The following is a 17,656-nucleotide window of genomic DNA, read 5'->3' as shown; positions in this document are numbered from 1 at the left end:
GGACAAACCGGGGCAGGCGACAACAGGTTATCTGTAAGGTTATTACGGGTTCACGAAGGTGTTTTTCACACGCGTTGAACGTTTGAAATAGGGCACCAGCAGCGCCGCGGCCAGTAACGGGAAAAGCAGCTGGCGGACAGCAAGCGCGTCAGACACGGGCGAGAAAGCAAACGCTTTAACCGCCAGCAGGACCGAGACCAGCAGCCAGATAATGTAGTGCTTAGGCACACTCTTGCGGCGCTTAAAGAAGGCGATAGTCAGCCACAGGGTGTAGTACCACATCCCAATCGCGAAAACGAACGACACAAACCACATCGCTATATTCAACACGCTTTGCGACATCAGGGTCTGAATAGCGTGAGGGGTAATCAGTGCGGTGGTATAAAGCAGCAGCGCAAGCGATGCGCTTAATAAGGCAACCAGCAGCCATGCCAGTGGGGCGATTAACCAGCCTCCGATGCGTTCTCCAGGCGTTGCGGTCATGAACTCTCCCATTATCTGCGCGAAATGTTGTACAGCCAGTTTGCAGGGCGGAGAGTATATAACATTTCGCGCGGATGGCTACTTTCTTATAAAACGTAACGCCATACGGACTTCGGCACCTCGCCGACGTTGAACAAGCGTCCGCCGGAGACCAGCTCCGCACGGCGATGGTCAGCGGCGCGATACATATTGATAATGTCCTGATTATCCGACAGGGTGTAGTTCAGATGGTCAAACAGTTTTTCCAGGCTCTCAAGCGAATTGATCTTGCGAAATTTTAATAAATAGTCCTGAACTGTCATATTAATAATTTTCCATATAAAAGTGAGTAATACCAGTTAAGGTAATTCGGTCGAATAATAAACGGATTAATACAGACGTAAACAGCCCACTCAGATAACGCGACGAAATTAGGAGTTTTCTTTGCTGAAATTCAGGCACCGAAGGTGATGCCTGGAAGAGAAGGTTAACCGCGTTCACCAGGGCTGGCAATACGAAACTGACACATTATGTCACTCTTTAAAGCAGCAACCGGTTACTTAGGATGGGTGACGGCAGCTGGCTCCGGCGGCTGGTAGTTATCAATATGGCTGGCTACGCCGAGCAAAATGACCGAAACCCCAAGAACAATCCATCCCGCTAATTCAATGATTCGATTAATAATTGATGCCATGATTCACTGTTGTAATTTATCCATAAATACAGGTCGCAAATGTTACAGCGCTGTTTCTCTGACGGCAAGCGCTTTGGGAACGATTCCCTTAAACAAAATCAGAAGGTTAATACTATGTAACAAAAATAGCCGGTACAGCCTGCTATTTTAAGCGCCATGGCTCATTATTAATGAGGGCAATGCCAGAAAGGCCAGTATGAAATAAGAAACGCAAAAAGAGGACAACACGATGAGTGATAACATCCGCGTCGGGCTTATAGGCTACGGGTACGCGAGCAAAACGTTTCATGCGCCTCTTATAGCCGGAACGCCGGGAATGGCGCTGGCGGCGGTATCCAGCAGTGACGCCGCCAAAGTCCACGCTGACTGGCCCGCAGTGCCGGTTGTCTCCGAGCCTAAACACCTTTTCAACGATCCGAATATCGATTTAATTGTTATTCCCACCCCGAACGACACGCACTTCCCGCTGGCGAAAGCCGCGCTGGAAGCCGGGAAGCACGTCGTTGTTGACAAACCCTTTACCGTGACGTTGTCACAGGCGCGTGAACTGGAGGTGCTGGCAAAAAGCCTGGGCAGAGTGCTGTCCGTTTTCCATAACCGCCGCTGGGACAGCGACTTCCTGACGGTTAAAACGCTTCTCGGGGAAGGCACGTTAGGAGAGATCGTTTTTTTTGAATCGCATTTTGACCGTTTCCGTCCGCAGGTGAGAAATCGCTGGCGCGAGCAGGCCGGTCCGGGCAGCGGCATCTGGTACGATTTAGCCCCGCATCTGCTGGACCAGGCCGTGAATCTGTTTGGGCTGCCGGTGAGCATGACGGTCGATCTGGCCCAGCTCAGGCCCGGGGCGCAGACAACCGATTACTTCCACGCGGTGTTGAGTTACCCGCAGCGGCGGATTGTGCTGCACGGCACGATGGTCGCGGCCGCGGAATCTGCCCGCTATATCATCCACGGCACGCGCGGGAGCTACGTGAAGTTTGGCCTCGATCCGCAGGAAGATCGCCTCAAAAACGGTGAACGTCTGCCGCAGGAAGACTGGGGCTATGATATGCGCGACGGCGTCGTGACGCGGACGGAAGGTGAGGAGCTGGTTGAGGAAACCCTGTTAACGATCCCGGGTAACTATCCGGCTTATTATGCTGCCATCCGCGATGCGCTGAACGGCACGGGAGAGAATCCGGTTCCGGCCAGCCAGGCGATTCAGATTATGGAGCTGATTGAGCTGGGGATCGAATCTGCCAAACATCGCGCCACGCTCTGTCTGGCATAAGTTTTTGACGTTGTTGTAGGCCGGGTAAGGCGTAGAAGCCACCCGGCAAAGGGTTTACGCGGTTGCCACCTTATCCCGCAGCGCCTGCTTCTCCGCAGGCGTCAGGAAGGCGATCTCCAGCCCGTTGATCTGCGCCTGGCGGATCTGCTCGCGGCTCAGGCCCGCCTGCGGTGCGGCGATGTTGTACTCGTGGATGATATCCACGCCCTGAACCGCCGGATCGTCCGTGTTCAGCGAGGCCAGCACGCCGTGCTCAAGGAACGTTTTCAGCGGGTGCTGCGCCAGCGTTGCCACGGTGCTGGTCTGAATGTTGGACGTCAGGCACGACTCAATGCCGATGCGCTGCTCCGCCAGGAAATCCATCAGCGCGCGGTCTTCAACCGCCTTCACGCCGTGGCCGATACGCTCGGCGCCCAACTCGCGGATGGCCTGCCAGATGCTTTCCGGGCCCGCTGCTTCACCCGCATGGACGGTAATGTGCCAGCCGGCATCGCGCGCGCGGTTGAAGTGGGAGAGGAACAGGCTGCCGGGGAAGCCCAGCTCATCGCCGGCAAGGTCAACGGCGGTGATGGCGTCACGGTGCGCCAGCAGCGCTTCCAGCTCCTGCAGGCAGGCGGCTTCGCCGAACGTGCGGCTCATAATGCCGATCAGGCGGGCCTGAACGTCGAAGGTTTTACACCCTTCACGGACGCCTTCAATGACGGCTTCCACCACGCCTGCAACGGGCAGGTTGTGGGTCATCGCCATATAGCCTGGCGAGAAGCGCAGCTCAACGTAGTGCAGGCCGTTACGGGCCGCGTCTTCAATGTTCTCAAACGCCACGCGGCGGCAGGCATCCAGCGAGGCCAGCATCTTCACGCCCCAGTCGAGTTTGCTCAGGAAGCTGACCAGGTCCGGTTCATTGGAGGTGACCTGTACGTGTGGGATCAGGGACTCAAGGGTCTGAGCAGGAAGCGTTAAGTTGAACTGGCGGCCAAGATCGAGGATGGTTTGGGCACGAATGTTACCGTCAAGGTGACGATGAATATCAGTTAAGGGCAGGCGTGTATCAATCATGGTCGCACTCTTTTCGGGTTAAAGTGCGCCATATTATAAAAACAAAACGGGGTAAAAAGCTATTTGCGCAAGGGAATATTCCGTTGCGCAAACAAATTACAGGAGCGTGTTGATCCCGGCGATGAGGCGCTGAACCCCTTGTTCCAGCTTGCTGCGCGGACAGCCTGCATTTAAGCGCACGAAGCCATTTCCCTCTTCCCCGTAGGTATATCCCGGCATGATGGCGACTTTTTGCTGCTCGATCAGCACTTTTTGCAGTGCCCTGTCGTCAATGTTCAGCGGGCGCAGGTCAATCCAGGCCAGATAGGTTGCTTCCGGCGGCTGCCAGTTCAGTTTCGGAAAAGCACTGTTTAATTCCTGTGCGATATACAACAGATTCTCTTCCAGATAACGGCGCAAGGCATCCAGCCACGGCTCTCCCTGCTGATAGGCGACGATATGGGCCGTCAGCGCCAGCACGGAAGGGGAAGAGAGCCCATCTCGTCCTTTTAGCGCGCTGAGATAGCCGTTACGGCTCTCTTCATCGCCGATCAGGCCGTATGCGCCCGTTAGTGCCGGAATATTAAAGCTTTTCGAGCCGGAGGAGAGAAGCGCCCATTTGCCGCGCGCTACCGCATTCCACGGGGTGTGGCGATGCGCCCCCCAGACCATGTCCATATGAATTTCATCGCTGATAACCGCCACGTCATAGCGTGCGCAAAGCTCTGCCATATGGGTCAATTCTTCAAGAGTCCATACTTTTCCGGTCGGGTTCTGCGGGCTGCACAGCAGCAGAATTTTGTTTTCCGGTTTCGCCAGGGCCGCTTCAAGCGCCGCCATATTGCCCTGCCAGCCAGTCGCCTGCTTTTCCATCTCAACAGCCACTACCTGACGCGCATTGCCTCCAATGGAGTTGTAAAATGCATCGTACGCCGGGGTGTGAACCACCACGCCGTCACCGGGCTTTGACCAGAGGCGGATCAGCTCTGACACCATGTAGATGACGGAAGGGCCATAAACGATGGTTTCTTTATCAATGCGGCTGTTAAAGCGCTGCCGAAACCAGTGCTCAACAGCGGCAAGAAACTCGTCGTTTTTCCAGCGGCTGTAGCCCAGCACGCCGTGGTTGATGCGCTGATGCAGCGCGTCGGTAATGCAGGGGGCGGTGGCGAAGTCCATATCCGAGATGGTGAAGGGCAGCAGATCCGCCGCGCCAAAGCGGTCGGCGACGTAGTCCCACTGCGTACACCAGGTGCCGTGACGATCCACGACGGTAGAAAAATCAAACATGACGTTAATCCTTAAAGTAAAACCCCCTCATGAGAGGGGGTTGAGGCATCAGGCTTCTACTGTTCGCATCAGGGTTGCCAGCTCATCTTTCACCGACTGAACCTGCGGGCCGATAACCACCTGCAAATTGTGCTGATTTAACTGTACCACGCCGATGGCCCGGTTGGCTTTCAGGGCGTTGGTATCCACTTTTGACATATCCGCCACCGACAGACGCAGGCGGGTGATGCAGTTATCCAGCGAGGTAATGTTATCCGCACCGCCCAGCGCCGCCAGAATGGCAGGGGTGTTATACCCGGATTTGCCCACGGTACCGGCCACCGCCTGCTCAACGCTGGTGGCGGTATCGGTATCGCGGCCCGGCGTTTTCAGGTTAAAGCGGGTGATGGCGAAGCGGAAGATACCGTAGTACACCGCGAACCAGATAGCCGCCACGACCGGCACCAGATACCACTTGGTTGACAGGCCGTGCAGGATCCCGAACACCACGAAGTCAATCACGTTGCCGTCGGTGTTGCCGATGGTGACGCCCAGCACCGCCATCACGGTAAAGCCCAGGCCGGTCAGCAGCGCGTGGATGAGATACAGCACCGGCGCAACAAACAGGAACAGGAATTCGATAGGCTCGGTGGTGCCGCCCACGACGCAGGCAATCACGCCGGAGATCAGCAGCCCTTTAATTTTATGTCGGTTTTCCGGGCGCGCGCAGTGGTACATCGCCAGCGCGGCACCCGGCAGGCCGCCGAGGAAGGCCGGCATTTTACCCTGAGACAGGAAGCGGGTGGCGCTTTCGGAGAAGCCGTGGGTAGTCGGACAGCTTAGCTGCGCCTGGAAGATGGTCAGCGCACCGCTCACGTCGTGACCGCACACCTCCATGGTACCGCCCGCTTCGGTGAAGCGAATCAGGGCCACCAGGATATGCTGCAGGCCGAACGGCAGCAGCAGACGCTCGCCGGTGCCGAAGATCATCGGACCAAAATCTCCCGCGCCGTTGATGATGCGGCCAATGCCGTTGATGCCCATCGCAAAGACCGGCCAGATCAGCGGAATGATCAGGCCGAACAGACCCATGACCACCAGGGTGACAATCGGCACGAAGCGGGTACCGCCGAAGAAGGCCAGGGCATCCGGCAGACGGATATTGTGGAAGCGCTCGTGCAGCATCCAGATAATCACCCCGGCGATCACCGCTCCGAGGATCCCGGTATCAATAGACTGGATGCCAATCACGCTCTGAATGTTGTTGGCCTTCAGCACGGCAGCATCGGTCGTCGGCAGAATGCCTTTCGCGGTCAGCCAGAAGTTAACCGCCAGGTTCATCACGGCGTAACCCACAAACCCGGCAAAGGCCGCGACGCCTTTATTCTCGCGGGCCAGGCCCAGCGGGATGGCGATGCAGAACATCACGGGCAGGAAGCTAAACGCGAAGGAGCCGACCTTACTCATCCAGATAAAGATCGCCTGCAGCACGGGAGTACCGAGGAACGGGATCAGCGTGATGACGTCTTTACTGCTCAGCGAGCTGCCGATCCCGAGCATGATCCCGCAGAACGAGAGGAGCGCCACGGGCAGCATAAAGGTTTTACCCAGTTGCTGGAAAAACTCCCACAGCGATATTTTTTGTGCTGTTTTCGCCGTCATAAAACGACTCCTTTATTGTTAAAATCAGTTTGCCTGCTTCAATGCTGCGAGAAGATAAAACGTTTTATCAAAGTTTAGTGCGCGCTAAATCACATTCTCAGGCTTTGACTGGTAGTATAAAGATAACGTATTGATAAAACGTTTTACCGATCTCATTTCAGGGAGTCACGCTGACACATGGCTGTAGCGAAAAAAGTCACCATCAACGATGTCGCGCTGGCGGCGGGGGTTTCCGTCAGCACCGTTTCTCTCGTGCTCAGTGGTAAAGGGCGCATCTCGCCCGCAACCGGCCAGAGGGTGAACGAGGCGGTTGAACAGCTGGGCTTTGTGCGTAACCGTCAGGCGTCGGCGCTGCGCGGCGGGCAAAGCGGGGTGATTGGCCTGATTGTCCGTGACCTGACGTCACCTTTTTATGCGGAGCTGACCGCCGGGTTAACCGAAGCGCTGGAAGCGCAGGGGCGGATGGTCTTTCTGCTGCACGGCGGGCGCGAGGCCGGGCAGCTTCTCTCCCGTCTCGATATGCTGCTGACCCAGGGGGTTGACGGAGTGATCGTCGCCGGAGCGTCGGGCGTGGGTAGCGAACTGTGCGAGCGTGCCGCCGAGAAAGGCGTGCCGCTGGTGTTCGCCTCGCGCGCCAGCTATCTGGACGAGGCCGATACGCTGCGCCCGGATAACATGCAGGCCGCGCAAATGTTGACCGAACATCTTATTCGCCGCGGGCATCAGCGCATTGCCTGGCTGGGAGGGAAAAGCTCCTCCCTGACGCGCGCCGAGCGGGTCGGCGGCTACTGCGCGACGCTGATTAAATACGGCCTGCCGTTCCACAGCGAATGGGTCGTGGAGTGTGAATCCAGCCAGAAGAAAGCGGCGGAAGCGATAGGCGCGCTGCTGCGAAGCAATCCGACGATCAGCGCCGTGATTTGCTACAACGATGTGATTGCCATGGGTGCCTGGTTTGGCCTGATTCGCGCCGGGCGTCAGAGCGGCGAGGGCGGGGTGGAAACCTTCTTTGGCCATCAGGTGGCGTTAGGGGCGTTCGCCGACGTTGGTGAAAACGCGCTGGATGACCTGCCGATAGTCTGGGCTACCACCCCTGCGCGGGAGATGGGCTACACGCTGGCAGAGAGAATTATGCAGCGCATCGACAACACGGACGTCCAGTCCGGGCACCAGATTGTCGCGGCGCGGCTGGTGACGGTGAAATAACTCAGCTCTGCTGCGTAAGCGGGTTGAGCGTCAGATGTGTCTCCAGGGCTTCTACAAATTTTCGTACTTTTGCCGGGATCAGCCGGGAGGTCGGGTAAACCGCCCAAATGGCCAGCGATTCCGGCTGAGCATCTTCCAGGACGATCCGCACGAGTTTACCCTCAGCAATGGCAGGCTCTACGTACCAGCGAGATAAATTTGCGATGCCGAGTCCCCCCAGACAAGCCTCGAAAATCGCCTCAATAGAGTTAGCCGAGAATCGGCCTGACACCTTTTGTTTGTAGCGCTGTTCACCCTTCTCAAACGACCAGTGTGTCGTATCTGAGGTGGTCAGGCAGCTATGTCCAGCCAGATCGTTAAGCAATTTCGGTGAACCGTACGCGGCGAGATACTCCGCGCTGGCGCAAAGCTCGCGGGGGTTATCACAGATGCGGTGTGCAACTAACCGGTTATCGCGCAGCGGTGCAATGCGTAACGCCACGTCTATGCCTTTCCCGACAATATCAATTTGCTCATCGGTTGCCAGCAGGTCGACCTGCAGGGCAGGATGTTGCTGCATAAACAGCGGCAACATCGGTGCAACGATCTTGCGTCCAAACGCCGCTGAGGCGGTAATGCGAAGGCGTCCGGACAGGTGCGTACCATCGGGAAACAGATCGGCCAGCGCGTTATTTTTATCTTCCAGCAACGCCTGCGCATGAGGCAAAAAAACGTCACCATCGCTGGTGGGTGAGAGGGATCGCGTGGTGCGATGCACCAGCCTGACCCCCAGCTCAGCCTCAAGATTGTTAAGAGAGCGTGACGCCGCCATGGCGCTCATTGAGAGCCGACGCGCGGCGCCCGCCAGGCTACCCGCCTTAATGGCTTCGACAAACACTTCAACGTCTTCCAGTTTCATTATATCGCTTTTCGTTATGCTGACTTATCAAAGTACATATCTACAGTATTTATCGTTACGCTGCCATAGTCTCTTTACAACCTGAAAAATACCAATCTGGAGTGAAGATGAAAAAGTTGAAAACGGTTCTGGCATTCAGCAGCCTGTTACTGGTAAGTGCCGCCTGGGCTGACGCACCTGCGCAGGTGAAGCAGCAGGTCCCAGGCTATTATCGTCTGGCGGTAGGGGAATATGAGGTCACGGCGCTGTTCGACGGCTATAACGACCTTTCGCCGTCATTACTGCACGGTCTTTCAGACGACAAGGTTCGTAAACTGCTGGCTCAGCATAAAATCGATGCCGAACGCATGCCGACCGCCTTTAACGCTTTCCTGGTTAATACCGGTAAACATCTGGTCATGATTGACAGCGGAGCGGGGCACTGCGTGCCGGAAACGGCCGGCCAGCTGGTTAACAATATGAAAGCATCAGGCTATCGTCCCGAGCAGGTCGATACCATTTTCCTGACGCATCTTCATCTTGACCACGTGTGTGGCCTGAGCGATGCAGACGGTAAAGCGTTGTTCCCCAATGCCACCGTCTACGTACCGCAGGGGGAGGCCGACTACTGGCTTGATCCTGCAAAAGAAGCGAGCGCGCCGGCTAATGCGAAAGAGTATTTTGCTATCGCCCGAAAAGCATTGTCTGAGTATAAAGCCTCCGGACATCTTAAAACCTTCGTTCCGCCAGCTTCGCCGATCCCGGAAGTCCAGACGGCCTATGCCGTTGGCCATACGCCCGGCAGTACCGTTTATCGCTTTGCGTCGCAGGGGACGGCTATTAATTTCATTGGGGATCTGATTCATGCGCCAGCCGTCCAGTTCCCGCATCCTGAAGTGTCTATTCGCTTTGATGTCGATTCGAAAAAAGCCATCTCGTCCCGGGCGCAGGAGTTTAACGCCCTGGCGAAAGATGGCGAGTGGATGGCCGCTGCGCATCTGCCTTTCCCCGGTATTGGGCATATCACCGCCTGGCAGCAGGGCTATAGCTGGAACCCTGTAAATTACGGTCCTTATCAACGTGCGGCCAATGTGCCTCTGCTGAAATAAAGTGAGGTTACGAATATGAAAAGTTACACCGTAACGGCAAACGGCATTCGCCAGTTTGTGGTTGAAGAGGGTGAAGGCGCGCCGGTTATTCTTCTGCACGGTTTTCCTGAAACAAACTATGCCTGGCGCTACCAGATACCTGTATTGTCCCGGCACTACCGCGTCATCGCGCCGGATTTGCGAGGATATGGCGAAACGGATAAACCGGCTTCTGGCTATGATAAACGGAACATGGCCCGGGACATCCGGGAGCTAATGCGTGCGCTGGGGTTACAGAAGGTGGTGCTGGTGGGGCACGATCGCGGGGCGCGCGTCGCGACGCGGTTTGCAAAAGATTACCCTGAGCTGGTGGATCGTCTGGTGGTCATGGATAACGTGCCAACGCGTATCGTGGCGCGCGATTTGAATGCGTCCATCGCCCGCGCATACTGGTTCTTCCTGTTCCATCTTGTGCCCGATCTGCCGGAAGCGCTGATTGCGGGACGTGAAAATATCTGGCTGCGCCACTTTTTCTCGGACTGGACCTACGATCCATCAACCATCAGCGGCGAGGCGTTTGACACCTATGTTCGCGCGTATCAGGCGCCCGGAGCAGTGCGAGGCGCGATGGCTGACTATCGCGCCAACGCGGAAGACGTGGCGCAGGATCTTGCCGACGCTGACGTGAAAATCGCCTGTCCGGTAATGTCGCTGTGGGGCAATGATTTTCACGCGGTTGGCAAGCTTTTCGATATGCAAAGCGTCTGGGCTGAAATGGCGGATAACCTGCGGGCGCAGGGTATCGACGAGTGCGGCCATCTTCCTCAGGAGGAACAGCCTGAGAAAGTTAACGCCTTGCTGCTGGATTTCCTGGAGGGATGGAAAGGATAAGGGCAATAAAAAACCCCTCTTGCGAGGGGTTTTGACGTTTACTGCTGCGGTGCCGCCGGTACGGCTGGCGCTGCGGGTTCAGCCGGTTCCGGCATTCCCAGCATCGGCATACCAAACATGCCAACAAACTCTTCCAGCGGCATTTTGTCGCCGTTCAGCGTTACCTGGCCGTTGGCATATTGCAGGCTGGTGGAAATGGTGTTGTCTTCCACTTTGGTGATGCGAAACATCTGACCCATCGCCGCCAGACCTTTCACCTGCTGGTTCGCCAGCTTGCCGGCATCTTCATCGCCGTAGCCTTCCAGCTTCGCAATCTGGGTCATAAACTCGGTCGCCATATCCATCGGGATGGTCAGCTTGCTGTCGAGCGACTTCACGCTGCGATCCACTTCCTGCGCCAGCGTCTGCGGTTCACCCGTGGCGGCTGCAGGATCTTTCAGGAACAGCGACAGGTTAAAGCTGGTTTCGCCTTTGCTGTTTTTCCAGCTCAGCGGCGCAACGGTGACCACCGGCTGGCCTTTCAGCAGGATTGGCAGGTTATTGAACAGCACCGCCATCGCCTGCTGCTGGTACACTTCCGGGTTCTGCTGCAGCGCGGCGTCGGTCAGCAGCGCCTGGCTCTCTTTGCTGTATTTCTGGCTAAATTCATGCCATGCCTGGCCGTCGATATTGCCGATCTTCAGCGACAGCTTGCCGGTGCCCAGATCCTGATTCTGCACTTTCAGGCTCTTCAGCGTGTAATCCAGCTGGGTATTGATGCTCTTACCGTCTTTGGATACGTCGGATTGACCGTTAACGTCCATGCCTTCCAGCACGGCCATCTCTTTTCCTTCAATTGCGATAGCAATCTTATCCACGGAGAGCTTCTGATCGCCGATACGCTCTTTAAAGTCGGTCATACGGCTGTTGCCGTCGGCTTTCAGGTTGTTGAAGGTGAGCTGAACTTTTTGATTATATTCGTTCACGGCGTTGACCAGGCCGCTTTCCGCTTCACCCGTCATGGAGAAGACGTTGCCGTCCCGATCCGCATCAACTTTGAAATGGCCGCCGCTGAAGGCGACTTTTTCGTTCTCTTTCTCGTAGTTCAGCGCTTTCAGCGCGATATCAGAACTGGTATCACCGGAGTAGCTAATACGGGTGTTAATGTCGAAAGGTGATTCATTCTTCGCCAAGTCAAACAGCGGTTTAGTGACGTCGTTATTCACCAGTACGGTATGAACGGACGCCATGGACGGGATCAGGTTAAACAACTTTAGCTGCGCCAGCGGCAGCGGACCGTGGCTTACCACTTCATCCAGCACCACGCTCTGTCCCGGCTTCAGCCAGCCGTTTGCCGCACCGGCCACCGGCTTCACCACCAGCTGCATGCGGCTAGTGAACACGCCGCGCTGATAGTTCTGGTAGCTCAGCTCTAGACCCGCCTCCGGCGCGCTGCGCTTAATTTCTCCGTTAGCCTGCGCCACCATCTCAGCCAGACGGCCTTCCAGCTGTTTCCCGGTAAACCAGGAGGCACCCGTCCAGACCACGCCTAACGCTACAATCACTCCAACCGCTACGACCGATTTTTTCATTGCGACTATCCCTAAAATGAAACCAGGCGGTAAAAACCGCCCGGAGATATTAAGCCTTCAACTAGCTTAGCAAGAGTTGTTAAAAAATTCAGTAAGTGCTTAAAGCTTATTAAAAACGCGCGCCAGGCGACCGGTGCCGCTCACGCTGACCGGGGACTCATTGGCTGCAACGAATGCTGACTCGCCAGGCTGGAGAACCAGACGCTGCTCGCCTTTGCGCAGCGTTGCTTCGCCCTCGACGCAGAACAGGATCGCCGCGCTCTCCTGTGCGATTGTCGTTTCCGTCTGATTGAGGTCGTGCAGGGAGAACGCAAAATCCTCAACCGGAATCGGGAAGTCCAGCTCTGCACCGTTTTTCACCGGCTGAGTCAGCAGCTCCGCGGCAGGTTTCGCCACAAACTTCACGTTGGCAACCAGCTCAGGGATGTCGATATATTTCGGCGTCAGGCCCGCGCGCAACACGTTGTCAGAGTTGGCCATCACCTCCAGCGCTACGCCCTGCAGGTAGGCGTGCGGGGTTTCCGCGAACAGGAACATCGCTTCGCCCGGGTTCAGCTTCACCACGTTCAGCAGCAGAGGGGAGAACAGGCCGCTGTCGTCAGGGTAAAACTCGGAAATCAGGCGGATGGTCTCCCACGGTTCCCCTTGCTGGCTGTTCAGGGCCGCTTTCAGCACCGCCAGCGCGTGAGATTTCTCTTCACCCTGCATATTCAGCAGGCTGGCAAACAGCTGGCTGAGCGCGTCCGCGTTTGGGTTTTCGAGGAAGTGGGCAATAGCCTTGTTGGCACCCGCGACCGGCTGCAGCAGGGAGATAATCTCTGAAAACTCGCGGAAGGCGTTCATCGCCAGGAACGGAGTCAGCGCAAAAACCAGCTCCGGCTTGTGGTTAGGATCTTTGTAGTTACGCTCGGCGGCGTCCAGCGGGATGCCCGCCGCGTTCTCTTTGGCAAAGCCGATTTCAGACGCTTTCTTATTCGGGTGAACCTGGATGGAGAGCGGCTGGTCGGCGCACAGCACCTTAAACAGGAACGGCAGTTCGCCAAAGCGCTGAGCCACCTTGTCGCCCAGCAGTGCGGCTTTATCGGCATCAATCACGTCACGCAGGCTGCGTACCTGGCCGCTGGCGTCTTCAATTTTTGAGCTGCTCTTCGGGTGCGCCCCCATCCACAGTTCCGCCATCGGCAGGTTGTTCGGGTTCGCGATACCGTAGAGATCCGTTAACGCAGTTTTACTTCCCCAGGCGTAGTTTTGCACTGAGTTAATGAGTTTTTGCATTATCAAGCCCTGATTCAAATGTGGAATTAACTCCGGGTATTAAAGCAATAAACTACGTGGAAGTAACCTGTGGATGTAAAAAGTCGTACTAGTCTCAGTTTTTGTTAAAAAATTGTGTAGGATAAGCTGACTCGCTTTTAAGCCGGGCAGCGGAACATCTGCCCTGAATAAACAGACCGAAGCAGTAAGTGAGAGAACAATGTCGAATAAACCCTTCCATTATCAGGATCCTTTCCCCCTCAGTAAGGATCAGACCGAGTATTACCTGTTAACCCGCGATCACGTCTCCGTCTCTGAGTTTGAAGGACAAGAGATCCTCAAGGTGGATCCGCAGGCGCTGACGCTGCTGGCGCAGCACGCTTTCCACGATGCCTCCTTTATGCTCCGCCCCGCGCATCAGCAGCAGGTTGCCGATATTCTGAGCGACCCGGAAGCCAGCGAAAACGACAAGTACGTTGCCCTGCAGTTCCTGCGTAACTCCGATATCGCGGCGAAAGGCATTCTGCCCACCTGCCAGGATACCGGCACGGCGATCATCGTCGGTAAAAAAGGCCAGCGCGTCTGGACCGGCGGCGGTGACGAAGCGGCGCTGGCTCACGGCGTCTACAACACCTACACCGAAGACAACCTGCGCTACTCGCAAAATGCGGCGCTGGATATGTACAAAGAGGTCAACACCGGCACCAACCTGCCAGCACAGATTGACCTCTACAGCGTCGACGGTGACGAGTACAAATTCCTCTGCATCGCCAAAGGCGGCGGTTCGGCCAACAAAACCTATCTCTACCAGGAGACCAAAGCGCTGCTCACCCCGGGCAAGCTGAAGAATTATCTGGTTGAGAAGATGCGCACCCTCGGCACCGCGGCGTGCCCGCCGTACCATATCGCCTTCGTGATTGGCGGAACCTCAGCTGAAAGCACGCTGAAAACCGTCAAGCTGGCCTCGACCAAATACTACGACGGCCTGCCTACTGAAGGTAACGAGCACGGTCAGGCGTTCCGCGACGTGCAGCTTGAGCAGGAACTGCTGGAAGAGGCGCGTAATCTGGGGCTCGGGGCGCAGTTTGGCGGTAAGTACTTCGCCCACGACGTGCGCGTGATCCGTCTTCCGCGCCACGGTGCCTCCTGTCCGGTCGGGATGGGCGTCTCCTGCTCTGCGGATCGCAACATCAAAGCGAAGATCAACCGCGAAGGCGTGTGGATCGAAAAACTGGAAAATAACCCAGGCAAATACATCCCGGAAGCGCTGCGTAAAGCGGGTGAGGGTGAAGCGGTTCGCGTTGACCTGAACCGTCCGATGAAGGAGATTCTGGCGCAGCTTTCTCAGTATCCGGTCTCGACCCGTCTCTCCCTCAACGGCACGATCATCGTGGGCCGCGACATTGCGCACGCGAAGCTGAAGGAGCGTCTGGACAACGGCGAAGGGCTGCCGCAGTACATTAAAGATCACCCGATCTACTACGCGGGCCCGGCGAAAACGCCTGAAGGCTATGCCTCCGGCTCGTTAGGCCCAACCACGGCAGGGCGTATGGACTCGTACGTTGATCAGCTGCAGGCCAACGGCGGCAGCATGATCATGCTGGCGAAAGGCAACCGCAGCCAGCAGGTGACGGACGCGTGCCACAAGCACGGCGGCTTCTACCTCGGCAGCATCGGCGGCCCGGCGGCGGTTCTGGCGCAGGGCAGCATCAAGAGCCTGGAGTGCGTGGAATACCCGGAGCTGGGTATGGAAGCGATCTGGAAAATCGAAGTGGAAGACTTCCCGGCGTTTATCCTGGTGGATGACAAAGGCAACGACTTCTTCAAGCAGATCCAGTCGTCCCAGTGTTCGGCGTGCGTGAAGTAAATTGAAAAAAACGGGTGGCGCCGCCGCCACCCGACATCAAAAAGAGCGCACAAAGCGCCATACCGTTTCTCAGAAGTCATCAATACTTATCCCTTAAGCATGTGAGCAATCCCTCTTTTGTTATCAAGGAGAAAGTAATGACCACGGTACGCCATGAGAAAGATTCGATGGGCGCCATCGACGTCCCGGCCGACAAGCTATGGGGCGCGCAAACCCAGCGTTCGCTGGAGCACTTCCGTATTTCGACCGAAAAAATGCCCGTCTCGCTGATTCAGGCGCTGGCGCTGACCAAACGCGCCGCCGCGAAAGTGAACCAGGATTTGGGCCTGCTGGACGCCGATAAAGCCACCGCCATTATCAGCGCCGCAGACGAAGTGCTGGCGGGAAAGCATCCTGACGAATTTCCCCTTGCTATCTGGCAGACCGGTTCCGGTACCCAGAGCAACATGAACATGAACGAAGTGCTGGCGAACCGGGCGAGCGAGCTGCTGGGCGGCGTGCGCGGCATGGAACGTAAGGTCCACCCGAACGATGACGTCAACAAAAGCCAGAGCTCTAACGACGTCTTCCCGACGGCGATGCACGTGGCGGCGGTAATCGCCATTCGCGAGCAGCTTATCCCGCAGCTCAACATGCTCAAATCCACGCTTAACGAGAAAGCGCAGGCCTTCCGCGACATCGTCAAGATTGGCCGTACGCACCTGCAGGACGCCACGCCTTTGACGCTCGGCCAGGAGATTTCCGGCTGGGTGGCGATGCTGGAACACAACCTGAAGCATATCGAGAACAGCCTGCCGCACCTGGCGGAGCTGGCGCTCGGTGGGACGGCGGTCGGTACCGGGTTAAACACCCATCCAGAATACGCGGTGCGCGTGGCGGAGGAGCTTGCTGCCATCACCGGACAGCCGTTCGTTACGGCGCCCAATAAGTTCGAAGCGCTGGCGACCTGCGATGCGCTGGTCCACACCCACGGCGCGCTGAAGGGGCTGGCGGCCTCGCTGATGAAAATTGCTAACGACGTGCGCTGGCTGGCCTCGGGCCCGCGCTGCGGCATCGGTGAAATCAGCATCCCGGAAAACGAGCCGGGCAGCTCCATCATGCCGGGTAAAGTGAACCCGACCCAGTGCGAAGCCATGACCATGCTCTGCTGCCAGGTGATGGGCAACGACGTGGCCGTCAACATGGGCGGTGCGTCCGGCAACTTCGAGCTGAACGTCTATCGCCCGATGGTGATCCACAACGTGCTGCAATCTGTTCGTCTGCTGGCGGACGGGATGGAGAGCTTTAACGAGCATTGCGCGGTGGGGATTGAGCCCAATCGCGAACGCATCAGCCAGCTGCTCAATGAATCTCTGATGCTGGTCACCGCGCTCAATACCCATATTGGCTACGACAAGGCCGCCGAGATCGCCAAAAAAGCGCATAAAGAGGGGCTGACGCTGAAAGCCTCCGCCCTGGCGCTGGGCTATCTCACGGAGGCGGAGTTTGACGCCTGGGTTCGCCCGGAAGCGATGGTCGGTAGCCTGAAATAATCATCCCGCCACGTACAGGTGCAGCCGAGGAATAATCAGCTGTAGCGGCTGCGCCTGAGGTCTGTAACGGTGCTGAACATTGTCAGCATCGTAATTCAGCAGTTCCCCAATATCGGGTACCACCGCGCCCTGATCGGCATCGTAAAGCGCAATCAGCGGCGTCGGGCAGGCATACTGTACCTGCTTTTGCTGACCGGAATACCAGACGCGAGCGATAGGCTGCACCTTCACCGGGCGCTTTATCTTCAGGCGCGCATCCGCCGGCAGCGAGGCGATGCTGTGGTACTCCTGCTCCAGGCGCTCAATCCACTGCTCCCGCGACCACGGCGCGACGGTGCGCGGCGTCTTCAGGCTTTTTTCCAGCTGGGCCAGAATCTCATCCCGGGTGAAGTTTTTAATGATGTGCTTATTCGCCCAGCCGAAGCGCAGCGTAGCGGGGTGACGCAGTACCGTCAGCGTCCGATAGGCATTCAGGGTAATCAGCCCCGGAAGCTGGCGGTGCACCCACTCAAACCGCGCGGCAGGCGCGAGGCCGGACTCTTCGGTGATGATCTTTTCAAAGGCCGCTTTCAGGGTGTTGATATGCGCAATCTGGCTTTCCAGCGCTTCGCGCGATGTCGCATCGGTTTGCAGGCAGATGACCCCCGGCAGGCGCACGGCGGCCTTGCTGCTGCGGTTTTCTGACTGCTGCTGGATAAACAGGCGACGATAGTGTTTTAGCGCCAGCTCAAGGGCCGCGCTGCCGATGTGCTGTTCGACCTCGATGGTGTCCAGCGGATCGTGCTCGGCTCCCTTAGCCACATCCGGCAGGGTAAAGACGCGCGCGGCCAGCAGGCGGCAGGCCTGCAAACGCTCGGTCAGGGTCAGGAGTTCGTGTTCTATTTCCCGAAACGTGCCGTTAAGCCGTTCGATGAGATCGTAGTTCGCCATAAACACTCTCATTAGTTACAACATACTTATCATATAGCACAGCACGCC

General features: G+C 57.0%; 16 protein-coding genes. 6 read left to right on the top strand and 10 right to left on the bottom strand.

Going from position 1 to position 17,656, the window contains the following annotated elements; translation table 11 throughout:
* Positions 1-42: 42 nt before the first annotated feature.
* The 3 genes from INF73_RS01875 to blr form a co-directional block, all read right to left on the bottom strand.
* Positions 43-483, bottom strand: a complete 441-nt coding sequence (locus tag INF73_RS01875; protein ID WP_025758365.1) for a DUF2569 domain-containing protein — start codon at positions 481-483, stop codon at positions 43-45.
* 86 nt (positions 484-569) lie between these two features.
* The gene (gene ydgT, locus INF73_RS01870) at positions 570-785 is read right to left on the bottom strand and encodes a transcription modulator YdgT (RefSeq protein WP_013096896.1); all 216 of its coding nucleotides are present in this window, start codon (positions 783-785) and stop codon (positions 570-572) included.
* 233 nt (positions 786-1,018) lie between these two features.
* Positions 1,019-1,144: a division septum protein Blr gene (blr, locus tag INF73_RS01865; RefSeq protein ID WP_168733269.1), complete on the bottom strand. Its 126-nt coding sequence runs from the start codon at positions 1,142-1,144 to the stop codon at positions 1,019-1,021.
* A gap of 241 nt (positions 1,145-1,385) precedes the next feature.
* Here blr and INF73_RS01860 point away from each other — a divergent pair, with 241 nt between their 5' ends.
* Entirely contained in the window at positions 1,386-2,426 is a 1,041-nt protein-coding gene (locus tag INF73_RS01860) for an oxidoreductase (RefSeq protein ID WP_028012920.1), read from the top strand.
* 54 nt (positions 2,427-2,480) lie between these two features.
* Here the strand turns inward: INF73_RS01860 and add are convergent, their stop codons facing one another.
* The 3 genes from add to malX all read right to left on the bottom strand — a co-directional run bounded on the left by add (position 2,481) and on the right by malX (position 6,392).
* Entirely contained in the window at positions 2,481-3,482 is a 1,002-nt protein-coding gene (gene add, locus INF73_RS01855; RefSeq protein WP_047368418.1) for an adenosine deaminase, read from the bottom strand.
* Between the two features lie 96 nt (positions 3,483-3,578).
* Positions 3,579-4,751, bottom strand: coding sequence for a MalY/PatB family protein (locus tag INF73_RS01850; protein WP_193541359.1), 1,173 nt, complete (start codon positions 4,749-4,751; stop codon positions 3,579-3,581).
* Between the two features lie 48 nt (positions 4,752-4,799).
* Complete coding sequence (gene malX / locus INF73_RS01845; protein WP_028012923.1) at positions 4,800-6,392, bottom strand: maltose/glucose-specific PTS transporter subunit IIBC; 1,593 nt, start codon at positions 6,390-6,392, stop codon at positions 4,800-4,802.
* A 177-nt stretch (positions 6,393-6,569) separates the two neighbouring features.
* Between malX and INF73_RS01840 the strand changes: the two genes are divergently transcribed.
* A complete protein-coding gene (locus tag INF73_RS01840) occupies positions 6,570-7,598 on the top strand; it encodes a Mal regulon transcriptional regulator MalI (RefSeq protein WP_136343178.1) in 1,029 nt (342 codons plus the stop codon).
* Between the two features lies 1 nt (position 7,599).
* Here the strand turns inward: INF73_RS01840 and INF73_RS01835 are convergent, their stop codons facing one another.
* On the bottom strand, positions 7,600-8,496 hold the full coding sequence (locus INF73_RS01835) for a LysR family transcriptional regulator (RefSeq protein WP_045261486.1): 897 nt from the start codon (positions 8,494-8,496) through the stop codon (positions 7,600-7,602).
* A 107-nt stretch (positions 8,497-8,603) separates the two neighbouring features.
* Here INF73_RS01835 and INF73_RS01830 point away from each other — a divergent pair, with 107 nt between their 5' ends.
* A complete protein-coding gene (locus INF73_RS01830) occupies positions 8,604-9,584 on the top strand; it encodes an MBL fold metallo-hydrolase (RefSeq protein ID WP_048959888.1) in 981 nt (326 codons plus the stop codon).
* 15 nt (positions 9,585-9,599) lie between these two features.
* Entirely contained in the window at positions 9,600-10,454 is an 855-nt protein-coding gene (locus INF73_RS01825) for an alpha/beta fold hydrolase (RefSeq protein ID WP_049000884.1), read from the top strand.
* 38 nt (positions 10,455-10,492) lie between these two features.
* Here INF73_RS01825 and INF73_RS01820 read toward each other — a convergent pair whose 3' ends face one another.
* Together INF73_RS01820 and manA are read right to left on the bottom strand one after the other, a co-directional pair.
* Positions 10,493-12,025: a YdgA family protein gene (locus INF73_RS01820; RefSeq protein ID WP_193541357.1), complete on the bottom strand. Its 1,533-nt coding sequence runs from the start codon at positions 12,023-12,025 to the stop codon at positions 10,493-10,495.
* A gap of 99 nt (positions 12,026-12,124) precedes the next feature.
* Positions 12,125-13,300: a mannose-6-phosphate isomerase gene (gene manA, locus INF73_RS01815; protein WP_028012929.1), complete on the bottom strand. Its 1,176-nt coding sequence runs from the start codon at positions 13,298-13,300 to the stop codon at positions 12,125-12,127.
* 199 nt (positions 13,301-13,499) lie between these two features.
* On the opposite strand from manA, the gene fumA reads away from it, so the two are divergent.
* Both fumA and fumC read left to right on the top strand, forming a co-directional pair.
* Positions 13,500-15,146 carry a class I fumarate hydratase FumA gene (gene fumA / locus INF73_RS01810; RefSeq protein ID WP_028012930.1) on the top strand — a complete coding sequence of 549 codons (1,647 nt, stop codon included), beginning with the start codon at positions 13,500-13,502 and terminating at the stop codon, positions 15,144-15,146.
* 137 nt (positions 15,147-15,283) lie between these two features.
* Complete coding sequence (gene fumC / locus INF73_RS01805) at positions 15,284-16,678, top strand: class II fumarate hydratase (RefSeq protein WP_193541355.1); 1,395 nt, start codon at positions 15,284-15,286, stop codon at positions 16,676-16,678.
* Here the strand turns inward: fumC and tus are convergent, their stop codons facing one another.
* Positions 16,679-17,608: a DNA replication terminus site-binding protein gene (gene tus / locus INF73_RS01800; protein ID WP_059356968.1), complete on the bottom strand. Its 930-nt coding sequence runs from the start codon at positions 17,606-17,608 to the stop codon at positions 16,679-16,681.
* Positions 17,609-17,656 lie beyond the last annotated feature (48 nt).

This window comes from Enterobacter cloacae complex sp. P6RS, from assembly GCF_014982245.1.
GTDB lineage: Bacteria > Pseudomonadota > Gammaproteobacteria > Enterobacterales > Enterobacteriaceae > Enterobacter > Enterobacter bugandensis.
The sequence above is the reverse complement of the archived record's forward strand: the minus strand, read 5'-3'. Positions and strand labels throughout refer to the sequence as shown.